This is a genomic window from Altericroceibacterium spongiae (genome assembly GCF_003610805.1).
Taxonomy (GTDB): domain Bacteria; phylum Pseudomonadota; class Alphaproteobacteria; order Sphingomonadales; family Sphingomonadaceae; genus Altericroceibacterium; species Altericroceibacterium spongiae.
Genome location: NZ_RAPF01000003.1, coordinates 40,274 through 65,694 on the forward strand (window position 1 = coordinate 40,274; position 25,421 = coordinate 65,694).

The window sequence follows — 25,421 nt, forward strand, 5'->3', positions numbered from 1 at the left end:
CAGAAAATTTCACCCGCAAGGGATGTGAGACATGAACGAACTGACCAAATTCACAAACCAGCTCGCCAAACCCGAGACTTTCGACCAGATTCAAATCGGGATCGCGAGCCCGGAGCGCATTCGCAGCTGGTCCTTCGGCGAAATCAAGAAGCCGGAAACGATCAACTATCGTACCTTCAAGCCGGAGCGGGATGGCCTTTTCTGCGCCCGTATTTTCGGTCCGGTGAAGGATTACGAGTGCTTGTGCGGTAAGTATAAGCGCATGAAGTATAAGGGCGTCGTCTGCGAAAAATGCGGCGTCGAAGTCACCGTGACCAAGGTGCGCCGTGAGCGCATGGGCCATATCGAACTGGCTGCCCCGGTGGCGCATATCTGGTATCTCAAATCGCTGCCTTCGCGCATCGGTCTGCTGCTCGATATGCAGTTGAAGCAGCTCGAACGCGTGCTGTATTTCGAAAGCTATGTAGTGGTTGAGCCGGGCCTGACCCCGCTCGAAAAGTTCCAGCTTCTGACTGAAGATGAACTGCTCGATGCGCAGGACGAATATGGCGAAGACGCATTCGAAGCCGGTATCGGCGCCGAAGCTGTCAAGCAGATGCTGATCGATCTCGACCTCGAACAGGAACGCGAAGATCTGCTTCAGGAACTGGCTGAGACCAAGTCCACGCTGAAGCCGAAGAAGATCATCAAGCGCCTCAAGGTTGTCGAAAGCTTCATCGAATCGGGCAACCGTCCCGAATGGATGATTCTCGATGTCGTGCCGGTCATTCCGCCCGAACTGCGCCCGCTGGTGCCGCTCGATGGCGGCCGTTTCGCGACTTCCGATCTTAACGATCTCTATCGTCGTGTCATCAACCGTAATAACCGTCTCAAGCGCCTGATGGAGCTGCGTGCGCCGGACATCATCGTCCGCAACGAAAAGCGTATGTTGCAGGAATCGGTTGATGCGCTGTTCGATAATGGCCGCCGCGGCCGTGTCATTACCGGGGCCAATAAGCGTCCGCTCAAATCCCTCAGCGATATGCTGAAGGGTAAGCAGGGCCGTTTCCGGCAGAACCTGCTCGGTAAGCGTGTCGACTATTCGGGCCGTTCGGTGATTGTGACCGGCCCGGAACTCAAGCTGCATCAATGCGGCCTGCCCAAGAAGATGGCGCTCGAACTGTTCAAGCCGTTCATCTATGCCCGCCTCGATGCCAAGGGTCTTTCCATGACCCTGAAGCAGGCCAAGAAGTGGGTCGAGAAGGAACGCAAGGAAGTTTGGGACATTCTCGACGAAGTGATCCGTGAGCATCCGGTTCTGCTGAACCGTGCGCCGACGCTTCACCGTCTCGGCATTCAGGCTTTCGAACCCGTGCTGATCGAGGGGAAGGCCATTCAGCTTCACCCGCTGGTCTGTTCGGCCTTCAATGCCGACTTTGACGGCGACCAGATGGCCGTTCACGTGCCGCTGAGCCTCGAAGCGCAGCTTGAAGCGCGTGTGCTGATGATGTCGACCAATAACATCCTCTCGCCCGCCAACGGCAAACCGATCATCGTGCCTTCGCAAGACATGGTGCTGGGCCTCTATTACCTTTCGATGGATCGTGCAGGCGAGCCGGGTGAAGGCAAAGTCCTGGCAGATATGAAGGAAGTGCATCAGGCGCTGCATGTCGGTGCCGTGACGCTGCACTCCAAGATCACCACCCGTGTTCCGCAGACCGATGAAGATGGCAATCAGTATATGAAGCGCGTGGAGACCACGCCGGGTCGTATGCTGATTGGCGAATGCCTTCCGAAGAAGCACACTGTGCCTTTTGAAGTCATCAACCGCGTCCTGACCAAGAAGGACATCGGTGACGTGATCGACCAAGTGTATCGTCACACCGGTCAGAAGGACACCGTGCTTTTCGCCGACGCGATCATGGGCCTCGGTTTCCGTCATGCGTGCCGTGCGGGGATTTCCTTCGGCAAGGACGACATGATCATTCCGGCTTCCAAGACCGAAATGATCGAGCAGACCAAGACGCTGGTTGCTGACTATGAGCAGCAGTATCAGGATGGCTTCATCACCCAGCAGGAAAAGTACAACAAGGTCATCGATGCCTGGAGCCGCTGCGGCGATCAGGTTGCGAATGCCATGATGGAAGACCTGAAGGCTCGCCCGAAGGACGAGAACGGTCGTGAGGCTCAGATCAACTCGATCTATATGATGAGCCATTCCGGTGCCCGTGGTTCCCCGGCCCAGATGAAGCAGCTCGGCGGTATGCGCGGTCTGATGGCCAAGCCATCCGGCGAAATCATCGAGACGCCGATTATCTCGAACTTCAAGGAAGGTCTGACCGTTCTTGAATACTTCAACTCAACCCACGGCGCTCGTAAGGGCCTGGCTGACACGGCTCTGAAGACGGCGAACTCAGGTTACCTGACCCGCCGTCTGGTCGATGTGTCGCAGGATTGCGTGATCGTCGAAGAGGATTGCAAGACTGAGAACTCGCTGGAAATGCGGGCTATCATTCAGGGCGGTTCGGTGATCGCATCGCTGGGCGAGCGTATCCTTGGCCGCACCACGGCTGAAGATATCGTCAATGCAGCAACCGGCGAAGTAATCGTCAAAGCCGGCACATTGCTGGACGAACCGATGGTCAAGGCCGTCGAGGAAGCCGAAACGCAAAGTGTGCAGATTCGCTCCCCGCTGGTTTGCGAAGCGACGCAGGGTGTTTGCGGCAAATGCTACGGGCGTGACCTCGCCCGCGGTACGCCGGTCAATATCGGTGAGGCTGTCGGCGTGATCGCGGCGCAGTCCATCGGTGAACCCGGCACGCAGCTCACCATGCGGACCTTCCATATCGGTGGCGCGGCGCAGCTTAACGAAACCTCGCATCTTGAAGCGATTTCGGACGGTAAGATCGAATATCGTGACATGCCGACCATCGTCGATAAGCGCGGTCGTCGTCTGTCGCTCGCCCGCAATGGCGAAATGGCGATTATCGATGCCGAAGGACGTGAACGTGCCATCCATCGTCTGCCTTACGGCACCATGCTCATGTTTGAGGATGGCGCACCGGTGAAGGAAGGCGATCGCGTGGCGGAATGGGATCCGTTCACTCTGCCGATCATCACCGAACAATCGGGTATCGTGCGGTATCAGGATCTTGCCGAAAACAAGACCATGGAAGAACGTACCGACGAAGCTACGGGCATGACCCAGCGCGTCGTTACCGAATATCGTGCAACCGGCCGGTCCAAGAAGGAAGATCTGCGTCCGCGCCTGACTCTTCTGAACGACGCTTCGGACGAAACGGAAGCCGCGCGCTATATGCTGGCGCCGGGTACCACGCTTTCGGTCGAAGACGGTCAGCAGGTCGAAGCCGGCGACATTCTCGCCCGTGCATCGCGTGAAGCGGCCAAGACGCGCGACATCACCGGCGGTCTGCCGCGTGTTGCCGAGCTGTTCGAAGCCCGCAAGCCGAAGGACAACGCCGTGATCGCCAAGATCTCGGGTCGTGTCGAATTCGTTCGTGACTACAAGGCGAAGCGCAAGATTGCGATTGTTCCGGAAGAGGGCGATCCGGTCGAATATCTGATCCCGAAGACCAAAGTCATCGACGTTCAGGAAGGCGACTTCGTCAAGAAGGGTGACACGCTGATTTCGGGTTCGCCCGATCCGCATGACATTCTGGAAGTTCTCGGCGTCGAAGCGCTGGCCGAATATCTGGTTGCGGAAATTCAGGAAGTCTACCGGTTGCAGGGTGTGAAAATCAACGACAAGCACATCGAGGTGATCGTTCGCCAGATGCTGCAGAAAGTTGAAATCACCAATGGCGGTGACACCACATTGCTACCGGGCGAACAGGTCGATCTGGAAGAAATGCTTGAGTTCAATGCCAAGCTCGGCCGCGGTAAGCAGCCGGCTGAAGGTAAGCCGATTCTTCTCGGTATCACCAAGGCTTCTTTGCAGACCCGCAGCTTTATCTCGGCTGCTTCCTTCCAGGAAACCACCCGCGTTCTTACTCAGGCTTCGGTTGAAGGTAAAAAGGACACGCTGGTCGGCCTCAAGGAAAACGTCATTGTTGGCCGTCTCATTCCTGCCGGTACCGGTGCTGGTATGAACCGCGTTCGCGTGGCTGCATCCAGCCGCGATGCCGCTATCCGTGCTCAGTATCGCAAGATGCAGGAAGCGTTGGTAGCAGCCGAAACGGCTGAGGAAGAGCATACAGCGGAACTCCAGCAGGGTGCCGAAGCGGCCGTCGGCGACGATCCGCTGGCCCGGATGGAAGGCGAGACGCACGGCCTCGATGCCGATGCCGGTGAATATCTGGAGCAGAGCGATGAAGGCGAAGCGGCAACGCCCGACGATGAAGCCTGAATTGCTTTGACACGCTGAAAGAGAAACCCCGCCGGAGACAATCCGGCGGGGTTTTTTGTGATCTGCTTCTCTACACCATCTTGTTCATGTGTAAGTGCAGGGCTAGGCGAATGACATGTCTATTGTCACACGTTTCGCTCCTTCGCCTACCGGCCTGCTTCATGTCGGCAATATCCGCACGGCGCTGCATAACTGGATGCTGGCACAAAAGCAGGGCGGCCGATTCCTCCTGCGGATCGACGACACCGACAAGGAGCGGAGCGAGGAGCATTATATCGAGGCGATCCGCAAGGACCTCACCTGGCTTGGCCTCGACTGGGATGGCGAGGAGCGCCAGTCAGACAGGCTGGCTCATTATGATGACGCCTTCGAAACCCTGCGTGACGCAGGGCGTGTTTATCCTTGTTATGAGACCGCACAGGAACTGGATCTGAAACGCAAGATTCAGTTGGGACGCGGTATGCCCCCTATTTACGATCGGGCGGCGTTGAAGCTCTCTGATGACGAGCGGGCGGCGAAGGAAGAGGAAGGCATCGCCCCGCATTGGCGTTTTATGCTCGATCACAATGAGACGCTGTCATGGGAAGACGGCATTCGCGGAGCGCAGTCTTTCGATCCGGCACAATTGTCCGATCCGGTGATCCGCCGTGCAGATGGTTCATGGCTTTATATGTTACCAAGCGCTGTCGACGATATTGAAATGGGGGTCACCGATATTTTGCGCGGTGAAGATCATGTTTCGAATACAGCCGTTCAAATTCAGATGTTTACCGCACTTAATGCTGCGCCTCCACGCTTTGCACATGAGGCGCTTCTCGTTGGCCGTGAAGGGAAACTATCGAAGCGTCTCGGTTCGTTGGGCTGCGATGCAATGCGCGAGCAGGGGATTGAGCCCGAAGCCTTGATTGCAATGCTCGCGCGGCTCGGAACATCGCAGCCGGTCGAGCCCGTGCTTGAACGTAGCGTACTGATCGCAACGTTCGATCTCAGCACCTTCGGCCGTGCTCCGGCCAAATTTGACGATGCAGAGCTGGAACGCGTCAATACGGCAATCGTTCACCAGCTTCCATTTGAGGCTGTGACGGATCGGTTGCCTGAAGGCATGGATGAAGCGGGTTGGGAAGCAGTACGGCCCAATCTCGAAACTGTGGCCGATGCCGGGCAATGGTGGCAGATCGTCACAGGGCCGGTGACGCCGCCTGAATTCGATACCGAAACACGCGATTTTCTGGCTAAAGCAACGGAATTGCTGCGCTGGGACGATAATCCCTGGGGCAGCCTGACACAGGCGCTCAAGCAGGAAACGGGGCGCAAAGGGAAAGCTTTGTTTCTGCCGCTCCGTCAGGCTTTGACCGGTCTCGATCACGGGCCGGATATGAAGGCCATGCTGCCTTTGATCGGAGAAGAGAATGCGCGCGAACGGCTGACGCGTGCTGCCAACGGGTGAACCAATGGCGTTTAGCTGACGGTTCAGGCGTCGCTGCGAATAAAGCCGAAACGTTCGCGTTCGGGTACGCCGGCGTCGCGCAGCCGGTTGGCGATCGCGCTTACCGCTCCCGGCGGAAGGATGGCTTTGGGTAACGGATTGAACATCATATGGGTCTGATAGAGCAGCAGCGTTTCTGGCCCGTCGAGCCAGCCATAAAAGCCCGACCATGGTAAAGTGCTCGACCCGATTGGGCTTGTGAATAGAATTCCCTCATCGTTCCAGCTCACTATATGTTCGCCAGTCAGGGCCTTGTGTTCGCGATAGGCGCGGCGCGCACGGCGTTTGCTCTGCAGGAAGCCGAAGGCGAACAGAATTACGACAATCACGGCTGATACAGGCAGCACGCCCAGCAGCACCATCATATTCGGCTGTTCGCCGGCATAGAGATCGAGTCCGACGAGCATCACCGCATAGACACCCCACAGGATAGCGACGAATTTAATGAAGCTCTGCCAGCGGGCGGCGCCCATCCACCATGCACGCTGCGCGGCGATGATATCGTTCTCGCTCAATGCGTAGTGAATATTGGGGGAAGTCGGTGCTTTCATAAGCTTTGTTTTACCGGCAAACGCGCAAAGAAAAAGGCCCTTGGGCATGAGTGCCGGGGCCTTTTTCGTCGGTAGAATGGAAAGAGTGATCAGGCGATCGTGTCATCCACTTTATCGAGCCCATAAGCTGTGTGCAGCACGCGAACGGCCAGTTCTACTTCATCTTCGTCGATCAGGACGGAGACTTTGATTTCAGATGTACTGATCGCCTGTACGTTGATGCCGCGTTCTGCGAGTGTGCGGAACATCGTGGCGGCCACACCGGCATGGCTTTTCATGCCGACACCGACGACACTGACTTTGGCGACATGCGCATCAGTGATGATGCGGTTGAACCCAATCGCATCGCGGCGGTCTTCGAGCAGCGCCTGTGCCCGGGCCAGATCGGCCTGTGGCACGGTGAAAGTCACGTCGGTTTCGCCTTTGTCGCGGCCAACATTCTGGATAATCATATCGACATTGATCGAGGCCTCGGCGAGCGGGCCGAACACCGAAGACACCGCACCGGGCTGATCCGGGACACGGGTCAGAACGATACGCGCTTCATTCCTGTCATGGGCGATACCGGTGACGAGCTGACGTTCCATATGCAGTTCTTCCATTTCATCGTCGGAGACGATCATCGTGCCGGGCAGTTCGTCGGCAAGGGGGGCGTTTTCATCAACGAAAGAAGAGAGCACCTGGATGCGCACATCTTCCTTCATGGCGAGGCTGACCGAACGGGTCTGCAGAACTTTTGCGCCGACAGAGGCGAGTTCCAGCATTTCCTCGTAAGTGACATATTTGAGCTTGCGGGCCTTGGCTACGATCCGGGGATCGGTAGTGTAGACACCGTCCACATCGGTATAGATATCACAGCGATCCGCTTTCACTGCTGCGGCCACGGCTACGGCCGACGTATCGGATCCGCCGCGGCCCATCGTTGTGATACGACCTTCCTCGGAAACGCCTTGAAAACCTGGGATGACTGCGATTTCGCCCGATTGCATGGCGGAAATGAGGGCATCCGAATCGATATCGTGCACACGGGCTTTGGAATGGGCTTCCACCGTTTTCATGGGAAGCTGCCAGCCCAGCCAGCTCCGGGCTTTGCAGCCCATGCTTTGCAGAGTCAGGGCTAACAGGCCTGAGGTGACCTGTTCGCCGCTGGAGACCACCACGTCATATTCGGCGGGGTCATAGAGTGCATTGGCTTCACGGCAGAAATTGACGAGGCGATCGGTCTCGCCAGCCATGGCGGAGACGACCACTGCAACTTCATGCCCGGCGGCCTGCTGGCGGCGCACAATATTGGCCACGCGACGGATACGCTCGCTGCCGGCCATGGATGTGCCACCGAATTTCATTACGATACGGGCCAATTCGCGCCTTCTCCTGCTGGTGCGGATACTCGCGCGCTGTTAAGGCTGTGGCATGAGCAATGCAACTCTCCAGTCTTCCGGATCTGCAACAATCCGTCCTGAAGAAGCACGTCATTTTGGTGCTCTTGCGGCTGATTGGTGGAATCCGAAAGGATCCTCCGCCATGCTGCACAAGCTCAATCCGGTGCGGCTGTCCTTTATCCGTGCGGCAATAGACACGCATTGGGGGGCGGATTCTGACGATCTGCGCCCGCTTTCTGGCAAATCTGTTCTGGATGTCGGTTGCGGGGCCGGGTTGCTATGCGAACCGTTGGCCCGACTGGGTGCGACCGTAACGGGTGTGGATGCTGCGGAAGAAAATATCGCGGCGGCGCAAGCTCATGCTGAAGGATCGGGCCTGCCGATCACCTATCGTCACGGCGAACTGGGACAATTGAAGCCAGGCCAGTTCGATCTCGTCACCTCAATGGAAGTGATCGAACATGTGGCTGACAAACGCGCTTTTGTGACTGAACTGGCTGAATGTCTGTCACCCGACGGGGTGATGGTCCTTTCCACACCGAATCGGACAGCGGCTTCCCGGCTGTTGCTGGTGAAAGCGGCCGAGGCTATCGGCGCCGTGCCCAAAGGAACGCATCATTGGGAAGATTTCATCACCCCGGAGGAATTCGCCGCGTTGCTCGATGAGGCGGGTCTTGAGGCAAGCGTGCCGAAAGGTATCGGATTCAACCCGATGAAGGGGTTGCACATCTCCGAGGATTTGTCTCTGAATTACATTTTCACGGCAAGGCACAAAGGCTGAGCCTGCGCTCTGTCAGAGCATTGCCTTGGTTTTCCCAGGGACAACGCTCTGATTGAGAAGGTCATATAAGGGCCAGAGCAGGAGGCAGCGGGTATATCCCTTATTTCAGTGCTGCGGCCCATTCATCCTTATTGAAACCGACCAGCAGCCCGCCATCATATTCCACTACCGGGCGCTTAATCATCGAAGTATGTTCCTGCATCAGGGCAATGGCCATGGGCTGGTTGAGATTATCCTTCTGCTCGGACGGTAGTTTTTTGAAAGTCGTCCCGCGCCGGTTGACGAAAATCTCCCAGCCCTTTGCGTCGGTCCATTCCTTCAGCTTGTCGCCGTCGGCACCATCCTTTTTATAGTCATGGAAAGTGTAGGCAATATCTTCTGCATCCAGCCATTTGCGCGCTTTTTTGACCGTGTCGCAATTGGGAATGCCATACAGCGTAATCGTCATAATCCTGTCCTTGCCATCTGTGAATCAATGGCCGCCGAGATGCGCGTCAGCGATGGCAACGGCCAGCGCATCGGCAGCGTCGGGGCCGGAAATATTCGCTGCCGGAAGCAGCACTTTCAGCATGGCCTGCACCTGTTGTTTTTCCGCAGCACCTGTGCCCACTACCGCTTTCTTGACGATACGCGGTGAATGTTCGGCTACGGGCAGGCTCATCCGTCCGCAGGCTGTCAGCACGGCACCGCGGGCATGGGCAAGCTTGAGGGTGGATTTGGGATTCTTGTTGACGAAGACCTCTTCCACCGCCGCCCGATCGGGGCGATAGGTCTCGATCACCGCGATCAGCGCATCATGAAGATGTAGCAACCTTTCGGGCATCGATGCCTTGGTATCGGTAGCCACCTGTCCATTTGCAATGTGAGACAGGCGCGGGCCTTCCGCCCGCACCACACCCCATCCGGTGCATGTCAGAGAGGGGTCGAGCCCGAGTATCAGCACTGCCGTGCCAATCCTTAGCCCAGCTTCTCCATAATCTCGTCCGACACTTCGTAATTGCCCCAGACGGTCTGTACATCGTCGTCATCGTCCAGAGCATCGACGAGCTTGAAGAGAACTTCTGCGTCCCTTTCGCCGACATCGACAGTGAGGTTGGGTTTCCAGGCGAGTTTTACGGTTTCCGCTTCGCCCAGCGCCTTTTCCAGCGTCGCGGCAACTTCGTGCAGATCGTCGGCCGCAGTCCAGATCTCATGCTCTTCTTCGCCAGACTGGATATCTTCTGCACCGGCTTCCAGCGCAGCTTCGAGGATTTTTTCCTCATCGCCGGCAGAAGCAGGATAGACGATCAGGCCGAGCCGTTCGAAACCGTGCGAAACCGATCCTGAAGCACCGAGATTACCACCATTCTTGGAAAAAGCGGTACGCACATTGGTTGCGGTGCGATTGCGGTTATCCGTAAGGGCCTCGACGATCAGGGCGACGCCGCCGGGGCCATAGCCTTCATAACGGATTTCTTCGTAATCATCGCCTTCATTGGCCGATGCCTTGTCAATCGCGCGCTGAATATTGTCTTTGGGCATGGACTGCGCCTTGGCGTTGTTCACGGCCAGACGCAGGCGGGGATTCATATCGACATCGGGCGTACCCATTTTGGCCGCCACAGTGATTTCACGCGATAATTTGGAGAACATCGCCGAACGCTTTTTATCCTGCGCGCCCTTGCGGTGCATGATGTTTTTAAATTTGGAATGGCCTGCCATGGGAACCTTCGAAATTGTATGACCGGGCCAGCCGCTGAAGCGACCCACCCTCTCGCGGTGGCTGCCTTTACACCGGACAGCGTGGAAAGCGCAACAGGGCGCAGATTTGACAGTGTTCATCCGGCTCTGCTGATCCGGGATATCAGAGCGTGACGGCGGTGCCCGAAACGCTGACCATCAGCATAGACCCATTCTGGCCCAGCACTTCATAGTCGATATCGACGCCGACCACGGCATTGCCGCCCAGCGCTTCTGCTTCACGCTGCATTTCGGCAATCGCTTCTTTGCGCGCACGGGCCAGCACCTGCTCATATTTGCCCGAGCGGCCCCCGACAATATCGGTGATCGATGCCATAACGTCGCGAAACAGATTGGCACCGACAATAACTTCACCCGTTACGACGCCGAGATAATCTTTGACGGGATGGCCTTCAACCACCGTTGTGGTTGTGACGATCATGTGATCGGTGCGCGGTGCTTCGCTCCAGGGACTGACCATTGACTATCGCTCCTTCATCGAGGCCGGCTGTGCCAGCCAGTGGCGCCCCTGCTGTGCTGTCCCGGCTGCCGGAGGCGGCATTGAACCTGATCCTCCGGCGCCAGTATGCTCAGCCTATACCGAGCGCAGATTTGTACGTATCGAGAATGGTTTCCATCTCGTTGCGGTCATCGGGCTTCATTTTGCGCAGGCGGACCACCTGCCGCATGATTTTCGGGTCATAACCGACAGCTTTGGCTTCGTTATAAACGTCGCGAATATCGTCGGAAATGCCTTTTTTTTCCTCTTCGAGGCGTTCGATGCGTTCGATCAGGAGACGCAGGCGGTCATCGGTGGCTTCGGCCATCGGAATACTCCAGAAATTGACGAGAATCGGTTGCCGCGCGTGATAGCGGGCCACTCGAGAATGGTGAAGCCATGTGCAGCGATTTACCCACTGACAGTCTCACTCCGGCGCGTTGCGCTTCAGGCTTTCTTCCATGCGGGCAAGCTGTTCGGGCGTTGCTTTGGTCTGATATTTCTCCTTCCACTCCGCCATCGGCATGCCGTGTATCACTTCGCGCGCACCCGCTTTGTCGTAATCCGCTCCGGCATCACGAATCCAGTCTGCAAGACAATTCCGGCAAAAACCGGCGAGACCCATCAGCTCAATATTCTGTGCATCGTGACGCTGGCGCAGATGACGCACCAGCCGGCGAAAAGCCGCCGCTGCCACATCATCGGGTAATTCATCCAAAGGATCGTTCGTTTTGGTCATGTTTGGTCCTTGTTTTGTCTTCCCTCTTTGCCATAGGCATTGTGCATGGCAAAATTCGAACCGCGTGACCGTAAGGTCAAGATTCTCGCTACTGTCGGCCCCGCCAGCAGTGATCCCGAAATGCTCCGGCGCCTTTTTCGGGCCGGAGCGGATGCGTTCCGGCTCAATATGAGCCATGGGGATCATTCGGTACACGCCAAAAGCTTTGCGGCGATACGGGCGCTGGAAAAAGAATTCCGGCACCCCATAGCTATTCTGTGCGATCTGCAGGGGCCTAAGCTGCGAGTCGGCGAGTTTAAGGACGGCAAGGCGATCATTCCGCATGGCGGCCGTTTCACGCTGGACCGCAATCCGGAACCGGGTGACGCAACACGCGTACAACTGCCGCATCCTGAATTATTCGGCCTGCTGGAAAAAGGGCATCGCCTGCTCATTAATGACGGCAAAATCCGCATGCGTGTGCGCGAGGCGACTGAAGATGCGATTCATTGCACCGCTGAAGTTGGGGGAGTGATTTCCAACCGCAAGGGTGTGAACGTACCCGATGCCGAGGTCCCTATTCCAGCTCTGACCGAGAAGGACAGGCGCGATCTTGTCTTTGCGATCGAGCAGGGGGCGGACTGGATCGGCCTGTCTTTCGTTCAGCGCCCGGACGATCTGGCCGAAGCCCGTAAGCTGATGGGCGGTTACGGATCGCTCTGCGCCAAGATCGAAAAGCCGCAGGCGATCAAACGCCTCGATGAAATTATCGAATTATCCGATGGAGTGATGGTCGCGCGCGGCGATTTGGGTGTGGAACTCAATCCCGAGGAAGTGCCACCGCTGCAAAAGCGGATCGTCAATGCCGCGCGTACGGTGGGCAAGCCGGTGATTGTCGCTACGCAGATGCTTGAATCGATGATCGAGAGCCCGGCTCCGACCCGGGCTGAGGTTTCCGATGTCGCCAATGCGGTTTATGACGGGGCCGATGCCGTCATGCTGTCAGCCGAAACCGCAGCGGGTGACTGGCCCGAAGAAGCAGTTCTGATGATGGACCGGATCGCGGCACAGGTGGAGCGGAGCGACGATTACCGGTTGCGCGTTCGTCTGCTGGAAACACTGCCCGATCCGACCACAGCCGATGCACTGTCCCATGCCTGCATGACCATTGCAGATACGGTTCCGATCCGCGCTATCGTCACTTTTACGGCGAGCGGCGCCTCGGCGCGCCGTGTGGTGCGGGAACGACCTTCAGTGCCGGTTATGGTGTTGACCCCTTCGCATGTAACTGCACGCCGCTCCGCCTTGCTGTGGGGCGCCTATTCGGTTGTGACCAAGGATATTGGCAGTTTCGAAGAAATGATCGCCAAGGGTAAACGTATGGCTCTGCGTCACGATTTCGGCGAAGCGAATGACAAGCTGGTTGTACTGGCCGGGGTTCCTTTTGGCACACCGGGGGCAACCAATCTGCTTCATGTCGTCACCTTGCAGGGTGACGAGCTGAAGAAGCATCATGACCAGACCGGGTGATCTGAAGGTCCTGTAAAAGGATCTCCGCGCCCGTGAGGGTATCCGGGCGCGGAGAGAAACATGCCGAAGCCAGGGTTTTGGGGGCAGGCAGCTTCGGCACATCATATATTCAGCCCGAAAATGACGAGAGGAAGACCATTCCTCCCGTCACAATCGCGTATTGCCTCAGAGGGCTTCAGCGAGATCCGGGCTGGTCCCTTCCAGCTTTTCCGGCACCGGCGCTTCCATATCCAGCGCCTGTGCCACACCGGCGCCATAGGCTGGATCGCAGCGTGTGCAATTATCTATATGGCGCTGTTTTATGAAATCAGGAGCATCACCCATTGCTCTTGCGGTATTGTCGAACAGGACCTGTCGCTGATCGGCGCTCATCAGGCGGAACAGCGCGCGGGGCTGACTGAAATAGTCGTCATCATCTTCGCGGAAATTCCAGAAATCGGCATTCCCATCGATCTTGAGCGGTGGTTCGCGATAATCGGGTTGTTCGAGCCACTGGCCGAAACTGTTGGGCTGATAATGTGGCAGAGATCCGTAATTACCATCCATCCGGCCGTAACCATCGCGGTGATTGCTCATCACCGGGCATTTCGGCGCGTTGACCGGAATCTGGTGGTAATTCACACCCAGGCGATAACGCTGGGCATCGGCATAAGCGAACAGCCTGGCCTGCAACATCTTGTCGGGTGAAAATGCAATTCCCGGCACGGTGCTGGACGGGGCAAAGGCACTCTGTTCCACATCCTGAAAGAAATTCTCGGCGTTGCGATTCAGCTCGAATTCCCCCACTTCGATCAGCGGATATGTCTTTTGGGACCACACCTTGGTGAGGTCGAAAGGGTGGAAACCGCAGGTTTCGGCCTCTTCCTCATTCATCACCTGGATATACATGGTCCATTTCGGATAATCGCCACGCTCGATCGCTTCGAACAAATCCCGCTGATGGGATTCGCGATCCTGTGCCACCATAGAAGCGGCTTCCTCATCGGTGAGATTTTCGATGCCCTGCTGCGTCTTGAAATGGAATTTGACCCAGAACCGCTCGTTTTCGGCATTGATGAAGCTGTAGGTGTGGCTGCCGAAACCGTGCATGTGACGATAACTTTTCGGAATACCGCGATCCGACATGACGATGGTAACCTGATGGAAGGCTTCGGGAAGCAGCGTCCAGAAGTCCCAGTTATTTGTGGCTGAGCGCATATTGGTTTTGGGGTCGCGCTTCACCGCTTTGTTGAGATCGGGAAACTTGCGCGGATCGCGCAGGAAGAAGACCGGCGTGTTGTTGCCGACCATGTCCCAATTGCCTTCCTCGGTGTAGAATTTAAGAGCGAAGCCACGAATGTCACGCTCGGCATCGGCTGCACCGCGTTCACCTGCAACCGTTGTAAAACGAGCGAACATGCCGGTTTCCTTGCCCACTTCGGAGAGGAAGCTGGCGCGGGTGTAGCGGGTGATATCCTTGGTCACACGAAAGGTGCCGAAGGCCCCCGATCCTTTGGCGTGCATACGCCTTTCGGGAATGACTTCCCGATTGAGATTGGCCAGCTTTTCCAGCAACCAGATATCCTGCATCAGGAGCGGACCGCGTGGCCCGGCTGTGTAGCTGTTCTGATTGTCGACGACGGGCGCGCCGAACGCTGTGGTCAGTTGAGATTGGGGCAGATTGCCATGCATAACCGGGCATCGGCCGCCGGATTTCGAATTCGCCATGAGTTCTCTCCTCGCTAAGATGATGAGAGCTTAGCGAGAGGCATTAATTCGATAAAACCGATTAAAATGGTAACTATGATCGTAAGGGACGATAAAGGCTAATCGGCAGTTCCGGTTGCTCTGCCTTTTTCACGCCATACCAAAGCGTTGCTTTCGCTCAATTGGCGACTTGCTGCGCTGATATCACCTGTTAAGGCGGCTCACCCTTCAGAATAAAAAGATACGATTATGAGCGACTATCCCAAAACGCAGGACCTGATGCGCCGTGGCGCGGAATTTCTCGGCAGCGACTATGCCATTCTGTGCGGTGCGATGAGCTGGGTTTCCGAACGCAATCTCGTGGCGGCGATTTCCAATGGCGGCGGTTTTGGCGTGATTGCCTGCGGGGCGATGACGCCGGAATTGCTCGACGCCGAGATCGCCGGGACGAAAGCGCTGACCGACAGGCCCTTTGGCGTGAATCTCATTACCATGCATCCGCAACTGAGCGAACTGATCGCGGTCTGTGCAAAACACGGTGTAGGCCATGTGGTGCTGGCGGGGGGGATTCCGCCCAAGGGCAGCGTCGAAGCGATCAAGGCGTTCGGGGCGAAAGTGCTTGTTTTTGCACCGACAATTGCGCTGGCAAAAAAACTGTTCCGCTCAGGAGCCGATGCGCTGGTGATCGAAGGTATGGAAGCAGGCGGCCATATCGGACCGGTTTCAACGTCGGTTCTGGCGCAGGAATTTCTTCCCGCGCTGGCGGAAGAACATCTGGTTTTCGTGGCTGGTGGAATCGGCCGGGGCGAGGCGATTGCGGGCTATCTCGAAATGGGCGCTGCCGGGGTGCAGCTCGGCACGCGCTTCGCCTGTGCAGCGGAAAGTATCGCGCATCCCGATTTCAAGAAAGCCTTCTTCCGCGCCAATGCGCGCGACGCTGTGGCGAGCGTGCAGGTCGATGCCCGATTGCCGGTTATTCCGGTGCGCGCGCTCAAAAATAAAGGCACAGAGGAATTCACTGCCAAACAGCGCGAAGTGGCAGGATTGCTGGATTCCGGCGTGGTGGCAATGGGCGAAGCCCAGCTTCAGATCGAACATTACTGGGCAGGGGCTCTGCGCCGTGCAGTGATCGACGGCGATGTTGAAGCGGGGTCGATCATGGCCGGGCAGTCGGTCGGTATGGTCAAACAGGAAGAGCCGGTGGCCGAGATTATCGACGGTCTGATGGCCGAAGCCGAGGCGGCGCTGACACGCCGTTAAGCCATCGCGTTACGGGGGGCTGACCGGCACCGAACAGGGCCAGAAGGCGCTTCAACAGAGCCATAAGACATGAAAAAGGCCCCCGAACCAAGATCCGGGGGCCTTTTCTGTTTTCGCTGTATAGCCGAAGCTTAGCGCTGGGTGCGCCAGCCCTGCTGATAGCTTTCACGAGCAACCGAAGAATAAGGAACCGGCGAAACGATCGCGCGGACTTCGATCTGCTTGTGCGGCTCGACAGTGGTCTTCTTGGAACCGCCATCGGGTTCGCCCCAGATGACCTTCAGCTCAGTGCCTTCGGGGATTTCGTGATCCACGGTGGCGAGGCTGAGAGCCTTCTTCTCGTTGAAGGAGTAGCCGGTGAACATCGACAGGCCGACATTGGTGCCGCCAGCATCCACGACCGAGTCGTAGTTGGAGTTGGCATAGTTGGCGAGCGGCAGGTCGAAGAACTTGTAAGGCACGCCGCCTTCGGGATCGAAGAGCGATGCGAAGATCTTCGCCATGTCTTCGCTGTTCCATTCCAGCGTGACCTTCTTGCGCTGTTCAGCCGGGTTAAGGGCTTCGAGTGCTTCGCGGCCGATGAAGTCATGATCGAACTTCACGAACGGACCGTAGCCCAGTTCCCACGGGTTGAGGTAATAGTCTTCGATCTTGTCGGAGATGAAGGAACCACCGATCGCGCCCACGGCTTCGTAGCTGTCTGCGCCGAGCCATTTGCGGTAATCGGCCAGCTTGTCGCCGGTGTAGATGGCGGGCAGCGGGGAGGGGATCCAGCCCGATTCCAGCGTGTTGGACGGATAGGCGCGGCTGCCGACCGGCACGATGCCGAATTCTTCGCCTGCCTTCAGGATCTGTTCCTTGATGTAGTCCTTATCTTCATACGGACCCCAGATTTCGAGACCCGGAGCGCCGGACATGCCATGACGCAGCGTGCGAACAGTCTTGTTGCCGATCCGCATTGTGCTCATGTTGAAGAATTTCAGCTTGTCGAGCTTTTCGCCGTGGAGCTTCTCGATGATATCCCAGGCTTTCGGGCCCTGGATCTGGAAGCGCCAGGAGATACGGCTGATGGGCTTGCCCATCGGGCGGCTCGGCGAACGGTCGTCATAGGTGATTTCGACGTCATACTTGCCGACTTCAGCCTGATAAACCAGCCAGTTGGCAGCCGGAGCGCGACCGACATAGACGAATTCTTCTTCTTCCTGCCAGAAGATGATGCCGTCACCGATCACGTGGCCATAAGGCGTGGTGGGGACGTATTGCTTCGCCTTGTTGACTTCCCAGCCCTTGGGCGAGTTGATCATCGTTTCGGTGAGAAGCTTCAGAGCGTCCTTACCGCGGATGTAGAGATCGACCATGTGGTGCGACTGGTCGAACAGCACTGCGCTGTGCTGCCAAGCCCACTGTTCCGAACGCCAGTTATGGAATTCGGGAGCCACAACCGGATACACATATGCACCGATCTGCGAATTGCGAAGCATGTCGACGATCGACGACTGCTCCTGCAGTTTTTGTTCAAGATTTGCTGCCATGCTAGCTTCCTCTCTCAGTTGGAACCGATACGCTAAATTTGTAAGCACTACATACTAAATTTTTGCCGGCCTGCAAGCGTAAAGGCACGTTACCGTTAGGGAGCCAGGATATGCGAGTCGAGTCCCTCGACCATGTAAACATCATCACCGACCGGATGGAGGAAACCGCACAATTCTATGCGCAATTGCTCGATCTTGAACGGCGCGATGCACCGCCGCCGCTGACGCCCGACAATGCCACATGGATGTTCGATGCGGCGGGCCGTGCGATAATTCATATCAATACGGTGGATTGTCCGCGCACTTATGACCGCGCGGTGGAGCCGGGTTCGCTAACCGGCGCGCTGCATCACGTGGCTTTGAAATGCGAAGGCTATGAGTCGGTCATTTCGCGGCTCGATGCGATGGATGCCGATTATCAGACCAATCTGGTCGAAGCGATTGGCCTGCGGCAAATCTTCACTGCCGATCCGAACAATGTCCTGCTGGAACTGAATTTCTTTGCCGTATAAAAAGAGGGAGGGGACATCCCCCTCCCTCCGTTGACGGGTTTGCGGGACCGAAAGGCGCTCGCCCGGCTTAGTCCAGATTGCCGTTAAAGAAGCCGGTCAGCTTGTCGAAGGGGATGAGGCCGGTGCGGTCATAGAGATCGACATGGCCGGCCCCTTCCACCCAGAACAATTCCTTAGGCTCGGCCGCGCGGGCATAGGCGTCTTCGCTGAACTCGCGCGAATGCGCTTCGGTCCCGGTAATGAACAGCATGGGGCGCGGGCTGATCGTTTCGATATCCATGAAAGGATAGAAGTTCATGAACTTCGTGTTGCTGCTCGTGGTGGGATGTGTGGTGGTTTCCCGCGTCTGCCCCTTCGGTATGACTTCACCGCGCGGGGTGCGATAATAATCGTAGAATTCGTCTCCGATCGGATTGCCGGTGATTTCATGCGGTGTGCCGCTGGTATAGGCCAGCGGCGCGCCTTCGGCTTCGGCCCAGCGCTGCTGTGCGGCTTCGGCAATCGCAGCCTTGCGATCTTCGAGCGAGACCGATTTGTTGAGGCCATGCCGATTGGCCTGGCCCATATCGTACATGCTTACCGTCGCGACCGCCCGAATGCGCGGATCGATCCTGGCGGCGCTGATAACGAAGCTGCCGCTGCCGCAAATGCCGATAGCGCCGATCCGGTCGCGGTCGATATAATTCTGCGTGCCGAGATAATCCACCGCCGCGCTGAAGGCTTCGGCATACATATCGGGTGAAACGCGGTTGCGTGCACCTTCGCTGTCTCCCCAGAAGGGCAGATCGATAGCGATAGTGACAAAACCCTGCTCGGCCATTTTGGTGGCATAGAGATTGGCGCTCTGTTCCTTCACCGCTCCCATCGGATGGCCCACGACCAGAGCCGGATGAGTCGTGTTGCGGTCGAGATTCTTCGGGATGAACAGATTGCCCGCCACATGGGTGTCGTACACTGTCCTGAAAGTGATCGCGTCACGTGTAACGGCATCGCTCTTATAGAAATTGTCCGCTCCATTGGAGAGATCGGGCGTATATGTTTCGGATGCCATGCCTTCGGTTCCTTTCTCGTTTGGTCCGTTCAGACCGTGCCAGAGCGGAAAGACAATGTTACCTGTCCGGCACTGCCGTTATTCGGTACAGCTATGAGATAAGAAGGCCGTATATCTGGGGTAGATGCCATCCTTTGCACTCTGCGGTGAGCTGCGTTCAACAAAGCGATGGCAGGACTATGGCCCTTTGCGGCTAAGCGGCGAAACGGCGGCGATATTCAGCGGGGGTGAGGCCGACGATGCGACGGAAAACCCGGCGAAAGGCGCTGGCATCCTGATAGCCGACTTCCCAGCCGATCTGTTCGGCGGAGGCTTTGCTGAACTGCAATTGCTCCTGCGCGCGGGCGACCCGTAAACGCTGGGCATATTCGGTGGTGGTGTGCCCGGTGGCCTTGCGGAAGCGGCGCAGAAGGGTGCGTTCTTCAAGGCCCGACACATCGCATAAGACGGGCAGATCGATGTCGGTCGCGCCGGTGGTCTGAAGCCAGTGCTGCAATTTCAGAATGGTTTTGTCGCCATGAGAGAGATTAGGCGAAAACACGCTATAATAACGCTGTTCGCGCCCTGGCGGATCGATCAGGAACATGCGTGCCGTATCCATCATGATCGTGGGACCGAGATATTTTGCAATCAGTTGCAGGCCCAGATCGGTCCAGGCCATAACCCCGCCCGCGGTGAAAATATCGCCATCGTCGATCGTTAGCCGGTCAGTATCGGGCTGCGCTTCGGGAAAGCGGCTTTGCATCAGCTCCCGGTAAATCCAGTGGGTCGTGACCCGGCGTCCGTCCAGCAGGCCGGTTTCGCCCAGAAGCAAGGCCCCGCCGCACACCGATGCGAGAACAGTTCCCTCTTTATGCAGCGCCCGCAGCCATGGCGCATAGGATTGGGCCAGCGCGCGATCGACCGGCCCGCCCAGTGCCGGAGGAAGCACCACCACAGCGGGATGAACGTCTTGCTGACTATGCGAATGGAACACCGGAGCCGGGCTGCCCGTTTCTGCCGATTGTCGCCAATGGCTCACCGTGAGAACGGGCGGAGTGCCGCCGGGAGATTTGTCCTGCGCGATTTCATCGCCTTTCAGCAGCAGATCGGTCAGGCCCAGCACGGCGGCCATCTGGCATCCGGGATAGATCAGAATGGCGATATTCGGCGCAGCGGAAGCGGATGGAATCGACATATGGCGATATTAGCACGGATAATGTCGTTTCCGCCAATCTTCAGATCGCCTAGAGCGGATTAGGCTTGCCGCATCACATTTCAAACAAGGAGCTTTTTATGACCAGGCAAGCCGTTCTCGTCGTCGATTTGCAGAAGGATTATCTCCCCGAAGGCCGGATGGCGCTGGAAGGCGTGCATGAGGCTGTGGCCAATGCGGCCAGAGTGATCGCCGACGCTCGTGAAAAGGGCATTCCGGTTTTCCATATGTGGCATGAGGCGCCGGAGGCCGATGCAGGCTTTTTCCTGCCGGGCAGCGAAGGCACGCAGATTATTCCGCAGGTTACGCCGCAGGAAGGCGAACAGGTGCTGCGCAAGCATTATCCCAATTCCTTCCGCGAAACCGGGCTGCTGGACCTTTTGCGGGCCGAAGGGATCGAGGCGATCACGATGGTCGGTGCGATGTCGCATATCTGCATTGCCGCCACCGGCCGCGCCGCCACCGATTTCGGTTTCGATGTGACCACGATTCACGATGCCTGCGCCACCCGTGCGCTGGAATTCGATGGCGTCACGGTTCCTGCCGCGCAGGTCCACGCCGCCAATATGGCCGCGCTGGATTTTGCCTATGGCAAGGCGATTGCCACGGCCGATTATCTTTCCGATTAAGCCAAAGAAGGGGAGGGGCGTGCGGGATTCTTCCCTGCGCACCCTCTCGTTACCGCTTTTATGCTGGTGCCGATCCGGCGGTGGTGGTGCGGTACATCTCCCGCCGGAAGCCGTCATAATCATTGGCCGCCAGGTGCAGCGTGGCGCGATTATCCCACAGGGCGACCATGCCCGTTTCCCAGCGCAGACGGAAAGTGAAGGCGTGATTGGTGATATGGCGGCGGAGAAAATCGAGAATCGGGCCGCTTTCCTGCGATGTCATCCCTTCTATCCCCACAGCATAGACTTCATCGACATAGAGCGCTTCCTCCCCCGTGTCGGGATGGGTGCGGATCAGCGGATGATAACGCCCTTCGAGTGCTTCGCGTTTCTGCTGCTCGTCGGCAAAGGGCAGGCCCTTGCCCGCCAGTCTGGCCTGGGTCGCATAATTGGCTGCGGCCGACATATGCACCCGCAGCGGGCGTAGCATGTCCTGCATCACCGGGCTGAGGAAACGGAAAGCGAGCGCGGTATTGGTCCAGACCGTATCGCCGCCATAAGGCGGGATCTCCACAGCGCGCAGCATGGTGATGGAGGGCGGTTCGGCGAGAAACGGGGAATCGGTGTGCCAGCCACTGCCGAACAGCGCCTTGGAGCGGGTCGTGGCTTCCTTGATGATCGGATGAACATTGCGGTGCCCCTGCGTCCCCTGCGTATAGGCGTCCACAGCAAAGGGGCCGAGCTTTGCAGCAAAGGCTTCATGCTCGTCATGCGTCAGGTTCTGATCGCGCAGGAACAGAACCTTGTGGCGGTGCAGCGCATCGCGAAATTCGTTAAAAGCCGCATCGTTCAGATCGGGCAAACGGACATCGCACAGTTCGGCGCCCAGTGCAGCGGCGGCGGGTTGTACCGTAATATGGCGATAATCGCGCGGGGCATTATCGAAATCGCCATGCAGGCTGATCCGGGCTTCTTCCATCGATCCTCTCCTCTCGGCAGACGGTGCGCGGCTATTTTTCTGTCTGGCGCTCCGTTTTTTAAGCACATTGCCCTATTTTGGAAAGATAGCAGTTCGGCTCTGCATCCGTAAATAATCAGACAAAACGGCCTATTGAAAATAACTATTTAAAACCACGTGATTTTACTTAATCATCTGGCAACTTTAAGGCTTTACCCTGTCTGGATCGTAAGAGAGGTTTATGAATGCTGGATCGGGAAAAAGCAGAAAAGCATCGGCAGCGGACGCTCGCTATGCTGGCCATTCTCGATACCGCGCCGGAGCGAGAATTCGAAGCGATTGTGAGCGCTGCGCGGCGCATATTCCGCTGTAAGACGAGCTATATCTCGCTGATCGATGTCGATCGCCAATGGTTCAAGGCGCGGCAGGGTTTTGCCCCGCAGGAAGTGCCGCGCGAATGCTCGATCTGTGCAACTGCTGTCGACCAGGCCCGTTCGATTGTCGTGTCCGATTTACAGGCCGACCCGTATTTCAGCGCCTTGCCCGATATCCGCAATGCGCCGGAGCTGCATTTCTTCGTCACCTTGCCGCTGCTGGGGCCGGAGCTGGATGGGCAGAGAGTCCCGATCGGTACGCTATGCGTGATCGACGATAAGGCGCAAAATCCCGAGCCCGGCCAGTTGCGCGAACTGGGCGATCTGGCGCATCTGGTGGAGGTACTGTTCCAGACCCGTTTCGCGGAACGTCTGGCGCAGAATCAGATCAGGGATCAGGCCACGCTTTCCCGCAAACTGGAGCGGCGACAGCGGCAATTCGAACTGGCTGAAAAGATGGCCAATATCGGCTCCTGGCGGCTGGATCTGGTGACGCAGGAAGTGGACTGGTCTCACCAGACGCAGGTCATCCACGGTATCTCGGGTGCGCCGCATGACAATCTGGGCCATGCGCTCGAATATTTTCCGCCCAAAGACCGGCAATCGATCAATCAGGCAGTCGAAACCTGTATTGCCACGGGTGAATCCTACGATCTGGAAGTCGATCTGATCGATGCGCAGGGTATGAAGCGGCGGGTCCGGGCGATGGGAATGCCCGAGCGGGTCGATGGCAAGCCAGTGGCGCTAATCGGCGTAATTCAGGATGTGACGGAACGCCATATCATGCTGCAAAAGCTGCATCAGCGGGCCTTTACCGATGAGCTGACCGGCCTCGCCAATCGCGCACGTCTCAATCAATATCTCGATGACAGCATTATCGGCGCGCGGAAACGCGGGAGACGACTGGCCGCGGCGATTATCGATCTCGACAGATTCAAACAGGCCAATGACCGGTTCGGCCATGAAGCGGGTGACGATGTCCTGCGATTTATGGCGGACAGGCTGCGTCATGGCACGTGTTCGGCCCATCTCTCAGCCCGGCTGGGGGGCGATGAATTCGTGGTCGTGATCGAGGAAAGCGATTTGCTCGACGATCTGCCCGGCACTTTGCACGCGCTGCTCGAAGAACTGCGCTACGAAGTCGGTTCGGGCGACGATCGCGTTATCGTGACCGCGACGATCGGTGCAGCCTGGCTGACACGGGAGATCGACAATCGCAGTATGCTTCTGCGGTTTGCCGATTACGCTTTATATACGGCCAAAGAAAAAGGGCGGGGCACGGCGGCGATTTTCGATGGCAGCCATGCCCCGGTCTGGACGGGCGATCCTTCCGATATTCGTCTGGTGAGCTGACCGGAACGCCTGCTTGTGTCCGGCGGCCGGTCAGCTTGCTGCTTTTTACCCGTCCAGCTCGATCACCGTCTTGGAAAAGCTCTCCGGCCCCCAGGCATGGTCATAGGCTTTGGGCGCATCCTCGAAGGCGAAGCGTTTGCCGATCACCGGGGTGATACCGTTTACATCGATGGCCCGGTTGAGCTTGCGCGCCATGGCTGCCGAGCCGACAAAGATGCCGCGCATCGTGCCCGCATTCATCATCAGCCCGCGCGGATTGGGGCCGCCTTCGGGGGACAGCACACCGATAAAGGCGATTTCACCTTCCGTGCCCAGCGCCTGCATAGACTGTTCCGCCGTGCCGGCTCCGCCCACTTCGACGACCTTGTCCACCCCGCCGAATTGCTCCTGCACATAAGCGCCCCATTCGGGCGTGCTTTTGTAGTTGATCGTATGTGCGGCACCCAGAGCCTGCACTTTTTCGAGCTTGGCATCCGAAGAGCTGGTGGCGATCACTTCGGCCCCGGCGGTGCGGGCGATTTCCAGCGCGAGCATCGAAACACCGCCCGTGCCGAGCAGCAGGACCTTATCCCCCGGCTGGACCGGGCGCGGCCCTTCGATCAGCGCATTCCATGCGGTGACCCCGGCACAGGGAAGGCAGGCAGCCTGTCCGAAATCGAGGCTGCGCGCCATGGGCACCACCCCCGTTTCGGGCAGCACGACATATTCGGCCAGCATGCCGGGGGCCATGCCGTCTCCCAGAGCCGGACTGCGCCGCGGCGGGCCGTCCACCCAATTGGTGAAGAAAGTGCTTTGCACCCTGTCGCCCGGAGCGAAAGCGGTTACACCGTCGCCCACCGCTTCGACTTCGCCCGCTCCGTCGGAAAGCGGAATGGCCGGCCGGGTCAGCTTTCCGCCGAAATAGTCGCCCGAAGCCACGGCAAAGTCGCGGTAATTGATCGACCATGCACGCAGGCGGATAAGCACTTCGCCGGGACCGGGCGAGGGTTTGCCGATCTCCTTGAGTTCGAGCTGTTGATAGCCGTCGGAACCGGCGGGTAGCATCCATGCGCGCATGACTGATCTCCTGTTTCTGCACAGCCCGCAAAGGGGCTTTCATCTCTCCAACTACTGATCGCCGCTCCAGGTCCGAAGTCCGGGTGCTGTACGGTCCTCGCTTTGCAGCGCTTCGGCCACGGCCGGGCGTGCTTTCATTTTATCACGCCAGGCAATGGTGCGGGGAAAGCGGCCGGTCACATCCAGATCGGGGAACATTCGCTCCACCATCGCACCGCAATGGGAAAAGAAATTGATATCGGCGAGCGTGTAGCTGTCACCGGCCAGCCATTCGGTTTCCCCGAGCTGATTTTCGACTTTGTTCATCGCATATTCGATCTTTTCCATCGCATTGGCGAGATCAGCTTCCGAAAAGCCGGAGCGCGCCTGCATCCATTTCTTGCGCTGATCGGGCAGTGGCACATGCTCCATCAGTTTCTCGAATTCCCCGCTTTCGATATTGCGCGCGATAACCCGCACCAGACGGTGCCAGCCATGCATGGAAACATAATTCATCACATGCTCATCGACGAATTTGTTCCAGTAGCGCATCCGTGCCGCACCCACCGGATCGTATGGGCGCAGCGGGCCGGATGCGGGCTGCCGGTTGGGGAAAACATCTTCGAGATATTCATTAATGATCGTGGTGTGAGTGATGATCGTGCCATCGTGATCGAGCACCGGCACCTGCCCTTCGGGATTGATCGCCTTGAACCAGTCCGAATGCTGTTCGAACTTATGCAGATCGACATAGATGGATTCGTAGGCAATCCCCTTTTCCTTCAGGGGAATCATGCTCTTCAGCGAATTGGCCAGCGGCTCGGCATGGTAATATTTTATTGCCAA

The 25,421-nt window shown here is 57.6% G+C and carries 23 protein-coding genes; 8 read left to right on the forward strand and 15 right to left on the reverse strand.

Annotated features, from left to right (window positions below):
- The first annotated feature begins 31 nt into the window (after window positions 1–31).
- Window positions 32–4,345: a DNA-directed RNA polymerase subunit beta' gene (rpoC, locus tag D6851_RS06135; RefSeq protein WP_120324028.1), complete on the forward strand. Its 4,314-nt coding sequence runs from the start codon at window positions 32–34 to the stop codon at window positions 4,343–4,345.
- 115 nt (window positions 4,346–4,460) lie between these two features.
- Window positions 4,461–5,792, forward strand: coding sequence for a glutamate--tRNA ligase (gene gltX / locus D6851_RS06140; RefSeq protein ID WP_120324029.1), 1,332 nt, complete (start codon window positions 4,461–4,463; stop codon window positions 5,790–5,792).
- Between the two features lie 23 nt (window positions 5,793–5,815).
- Here gltX and D6851_RS06145 read toward each other — a convergent pair whose 3' ends face one another.
- On the reverse strand, window positions 5,816–6,382 hold the full coding sequence (locus tag D6851_RS06145) for a YcxB family protein (protein ID WP_183030008.1): 567 nt from the start codon (window positions 6,380–6,382) through the stop codon (window positions 5,816–5,818).
- 89 nt (window positions 6,383–6,471) lie between these two features.
- The gene (locus D6851_RS06150) at window positions 6,472–7,743 is read right to left on the reverse strand and encodes an aspartate kinase (protein WP_120324031.1); all 1,272 of its coding nucleotides are present in this window, start codon (window positions 7,741–7,743) and stop codon (window positions 6,472–6,474) included.
- Between the two features lie 52 nt (window positions 7,744–7,795).
- Between D6851_RS06150 and ubiG the strand changes: the two genes are divergently transcribed.
- Window positions 7,796–8,545, forward strand: coding sequence for a bifunctional 2-polyprenyl-6-hydroxyphenol methylase/3-demethylubiquinol 3-O-methyltransferase UbiG (gene ubiG / locus D6851_RS06155; RefSeq protein WP_120324032.1), 750 nt, complete (start codon window positions 7,796–7,798; stop codon window positions 8,543–8,545).
- Between the two features lie 100 nt (window positions 8,546–8,645).
- Here ubiG and D6851_RS06160 read toward each other — a convergent pair whose 3' ends face one another.
- The 6 genes from D6851_RS06160 to D6851_RS06185 all read right to left on the reverse strand — a co-directional run bounded on the left by D6851_RS06160 (window position 8,646) and on the right by D6851_RS06185 (window position 11,502).
- Window positions 8,646–8,993 carry an ArsC family reductase gene (locus D6851_RS06160; RefSeq protein WP_120324033.1) on the reverse strand — a complete coding sequence of 116 codons (348 nt, stop codon included), beginning with the start codon at window positions 8,991–8,993 and terminating at the stop codon, window positions 8,646–8,648.
- Between the two features lie 24 nt (window positions 8,994–9,017).
- Window positions 9,018–9,488 (reverse strand): crossover junction endodeoxyribonuclease RuvC, encoded by a 471-nt coding sequence (ruvC, locus tag D6851_RS06165; RefSeq protein ID WP_120324034.1) that lies wholly within the window; start codon window positions 9,486–9,488, stop codon window positions 9,018–9,020.
- Between the two features lie 14 nt (window positions 9,489–9,502).
- Window positions 9,503–10,246 carry a YebC/PmpR family DNA-binding transcriptional regulator gene (locus tag D6851_RS06170; protein WP_120324413.1) on the reverse strand — a complete coding sequence of 248 codons (744 nt, stop codon included), beginning with the start codon at window positions 10,244–10,246 and terminating at the stop codon, window positions 9,503–9,505.
- Between the two features lie 142 nt (window positions 10,247–10,388).
- The gene (locus D6851_RS06175; protein WP_120324414.1) at window positions 10,389–10,706 is read right to left on the reverse strand and encodes a heavy metal-binding domain-containing protein; all 318 of its coding nucleotides are present in this window, start codon (window positions 10,704–10,706) and stop codon (window positions 10,389–10,391) included.
- A gap of 148 nt (window positions 10,707–10,854) precedes the next feature.
- On the reverse strand, window positions 10,855–11,091 hold the full coding sequence (locus D6851_RS06180) for a DUF2312 domain-containing protein (RefSeq protein ID WP_120324035.1): 237 nt from the start codon (window positions 11,089–11,091) through the stop codon (window positions 10,855–10,857).
- A 99-nt stretch (window positions 11,092–11,190) separates the two neighbouring features.
- Window positions 11,191–11,502, reverse strand: a complete 312-nt coding sequence (locus D6851_RS06185) for a DUF1244 domain-containing protein (RefSeq protein WP_120324036.1) — start codon at window positions 11,500–11,502, stop codon at window positions 11,191–11,193.
- A gap of 45 nt (window positions 11,503–11,547) precedes the next feature.
- On the opposite strand from D6851_RS06185, the gene pyk reads away from it, so the two are divergent.
- On the forward strand, window positions 11,548–13,011 hold the full coding sequence (pyk, locus tag D6851_RS06190) for a pyruvate kinase (protein ID WP_120324037.1): 1,464 nt from the start codon (window positions 11,548–11,550) through the stop codon (window positions 13,009–13,011).
- Window positions 13,012–13,176: 165 nt separating this feature from the next.
- On the opposite strand, the gene D6851_RS06195 is transcribed toward pyk, so the two are convergent.
- On the reverse strand, window positions 13,177–14,718 hold the full coding sequence (locus D6851_RS06195; protein WP_420797095.1) for a catalase: 1,542 nt from the start codon (window positions 14,716–14,718) through the stop codon (window positions 13,177–13,179).
- A gap of 228 nt (window positions 14,719–14,946) precedes the next feature.
- Here D6851_RS06195 and D6851_RS06200 point away from each other — a divergent pair, with 228 nt between their 5' ends.
- Window positions 14,947–15,957: an NAD(P)H-dependent flavin oxidoreductase gene (locus tag D6851_RS06200; RefSeq protein ID WP_120324038.1), complete on the forward strand. Its 1,011-nt coding sequence runs from the start codon at window positions 14,947–14,949 to the stop codon at window positions 15,955–15,957.
- Window positions 15,958–16,088: 131 nt separating this feature from the next.
- Here D6851_RS06200 and ligM read toward each other — a convergent pair whose 3' ends face one another.
- Window positions 16,089–17,489, reverse strand: a complete 1,401-nt coding sequence (gene ligM / locus D6851_RS06205; RefSeq protein ID WP_120324039.1) for a vanillate/3-O-methylgallate O-demethylase — start codon at window positions 17,487–17,489, stop codon at window positions 16,089–16,091.
- A gap of 110 nt (window positions 17,490–17,599) precedes the next feature.
- Between ligM and D6851_RS06210 the strand changes: the two genes are divergently transcribed.
- Entirely contained in the window at window positions 17,600–18,001 is a 402-nt protein-coding gene (locus D6851_RS06210; protein WP_120324040.1) for a VOC family protein, read from the forward strand.
- A 67-nt stretch (window positions 18,002–18,068) separates the two neighbouring features.
- On the opposite strand, the gene D6851_RS06215 is transcribed toward D6851_RS06210, so the two are convergent.
- On the reverse strand, window positions 18,069–19,052 hold the full coding sequence (locus tag D6851_RS06215; protein WP_120324041.1) for an alpha/beta hydrolase: 984 nt from the start codon (window positions 19,050–19,052) through the stop codon (window positions 18,069–18,071).
- 193 nt (window positions 19,053–19,245) lie between these two features.
- Window positions 19,246–20,229, reverse strand: coding sequence for a GlxA family transcriptional regulator (locus D6851_RS06220; protein ID WP_120324042.1), 984 nt, complete (start codon window positions 20,227–20,229; stop codon window positions 19,246–19,248).
- Window positions 20,230–20,327: 98 nt separating this feature from the next.
- Between D6851_RS06220 and D6851_RS06225 the strand changes: the two genes are divergently transcribed.
- Window positions 20,328–20,876, forward strand: coding sequence for a cysteine hydrolase family protein (locus D6851_RS06225; RefSeq protein WP_120324043.1), 549 nt, complete (start codon window positions 20,328–20,330; stop codon window positions 20,874–20,876).
- A gap of 58 nt (window positions 20,877–20,934) precedes the next feature.
- Here the strand turns inward: D6851_RS06225 and D6851_RS06230 are convergent, their stop codons facing one another.
- Window positions 20,935–21,834, reverse strand: a complete 900-nt coding sequence (locus D6851_RS06230; protein ID WP_120324044.1) for a TauD/TfdA dioxygenase family protein — start codon at window positions 21,832–21,834, stop codon at window positions 20,935–20,937.
- A gap of 224 nt (window positions 21,835–22,058) precedes the next feature.
- On the opposite strand from D6851_RS06230, the gene D6851_RS06235 reads away from it, so the two are divergent.
- Window positions 22,059–23,540: a diguanylate cyclase gene (locus D6851_RS06235; protein WP_120324045.1), complete on the forward strand. Its 1,482-nt coding sequence runs from the start codon at window positions 22,059–22,061 to the stop codon at window positions 23,538–23,540.
- 45 nt (window positions 23,541–23,585) lie between these two features.
- Here the strand turns inward: D6851_RS06235 and D6851_RS06240 are convergent, their stop codons facing one another.
- Window positions 23,586–24,596 (reverse strand): zinc-dependent alcohol dehydrogenase family protein, encoded by a 1,011-nt coding sequence (locus D6851_RS06240; RefSeq protein WP_120324046.1) that lies wholly within the window; start codon window positions 24,594–24,596, stop codon window positions 23,586–23,588.
- 51 nt (window positions 24,597–24,647) lie between these two features.
- Window positions 24,648–25,421, reverse strand: a complete 774-nt coding sequence (locus D6851_RS06245) for a glutathione S-transferase family protein (RefSeq protein ID WP_120324047.1) — start codon at window positions 25,419–25,421, stop codon at window positions 24,648–24,650.

What these genes read in the sequence shown, in the direction of transcription:
- ubiG (WP_120324032.1), top strand. Translation starts at nt 7,796, where the DNA reads ATGAGCAATGCAACTCTCCAGTCTTCCGGATCTGCAACAATCCGTCCT.
- D6851_RS06215 (WP_120324041.1), bottom strand. Translation starts at nt 19,052, where the DNA reads ATGGCATCCGAAACATATACGCCCGATCTCTCCAATGGAGCGGACAAT.
- D6851_RS06175 (WP_120324414.1), bottom strand. Translation starts at nt 10,706, where the DNA reads ATGATCGTCACAACCACAACGGTGGTTGAAGGCCATCCCGTCAAAGAT.
- D6851_RS06210 (WP_120324040.1), top strand. Translation starts at nt 17,600, where the DNA reads ATGCGAGTCGAGTCCCTCGACCATGTAAACATCATCACCGACCGGATG.
- D6851_RS06220 (WP_120324042.1), bottom strand. Translation starts at nt 20,229, where the DNA reads ATGTCGATTCCATCCGCTTCCGCTGCGCCGAATATCGCCATTCTGATC.
- D6851_RS06235 (WP_120324045.1), top strand. Translation starts at nt 22,059, where the DNA reads ATGCTGGATCGGGAAAAAGCAGAAAAGCATCGGCAGCGGACGCTCGCT.
- D6851_RS06230 (WP_120324044.1), bottom strand. Translation starts at nt 21,834, where the DNA reads ATGGAAGAAGCCCGGATCAGCCTGCATGGCGATTTCGATAATGCCCCG.
- D6851_RS06240 (WP_120324046.1), bottom strand. Translation starts at nt 24,596, where the DNA reads ATGCGCGCATGGATGCTACCCGCCGGTTCCGACGGCTATCAACAGCTC.
- D6851_RS06170 (WP_120324413.1), bottom strand. Translation starts at nt 10,246, where the DNA reads ATGGCAGGCCATTCCAAATTTAAAAACATCATGCACCGCAAGGGCGCG.
- gltX (WP_120324029.1), top strand. Translation starts at nt 4,461, where the DNA reads ATGTCTATTGTCACACGTTTCGCTCCTTCGCCTACCGGCCTGCTTCAT.
- pyk (WP_120324037.1), top strand. Translation starts at nt 11,548, where the DNA reads ATGGCAAAATTCGAACCGCGTGACCGTAAGGTCAAGATTCTCGCTACT.
- D6851_RS06185 (WP_120324036.1), bottom strand. Translation starts at nt 11,502, where the DNA reads ATGACCAAAACGAACGATCCTTTGGATGAATTACCCGATGATGTGGCA.
- rpoC (WP_120324028.1), top strand. Translation starts at nt 32, where the DNA reads ATGAACGAACTGACCAAATTCACAAACCAGCTCGCCAAACCCGAGACT.
- D6851_RS06195 (WP_420797095.1), bottom strand. Translation starts at nt 14,718, where the DNA reads ATGGCGAATTCGAAATCCGGCGGCCGATGCCCGGTTATGCATGGCAAT.
- D6851_RS06200 (WP_120324038.1), top strand. Translation starts at nt 14,947, where the DNA reads ATGAGCGACTATCCCAAAACGCAGGACCTGATGCGCCGTGGCGCGGAA.
- D6851_RS06225 (WP_120324043.1), top strand. Translation starts at nt 20,328, where the DNA reads ATGACCAGGCAAGCCGTTCTCGTCGTCGATTTGCAGAAGGATTATCTC.
- ligM (WP_120324039.1), bottom strand. Translation starts at nt 17,489, where the DNA reads ATGGCAGCAAATCTTGAACAAAAACTGCAGGAGCAGTCGTCGATCGTC.
- D6851_RS06160 (WP_120324033.1), bottom strand. Translation starts at nt 8,993, where the DNA reads ATGACGATTACGCTGTATGGCATTCCCAATTGCGACACGGTCAAAAAA.
- D6851_RS06180 (WP_120324035.1), bottom strand. Translation starts at nt 11,091, where the DNA reads ATGGCCGAAGCCACCGATGACCGCCTGCGTCTCCTGATCGAACGCATC.
- D6851_RS06145 (WP_183030008.1), bottom strand. Translation starts at nt 6,382, where the DNA reads ATGAAAGCACCGACTTCCCCCAATATTCACTACGCATTGAGCGAGAAC.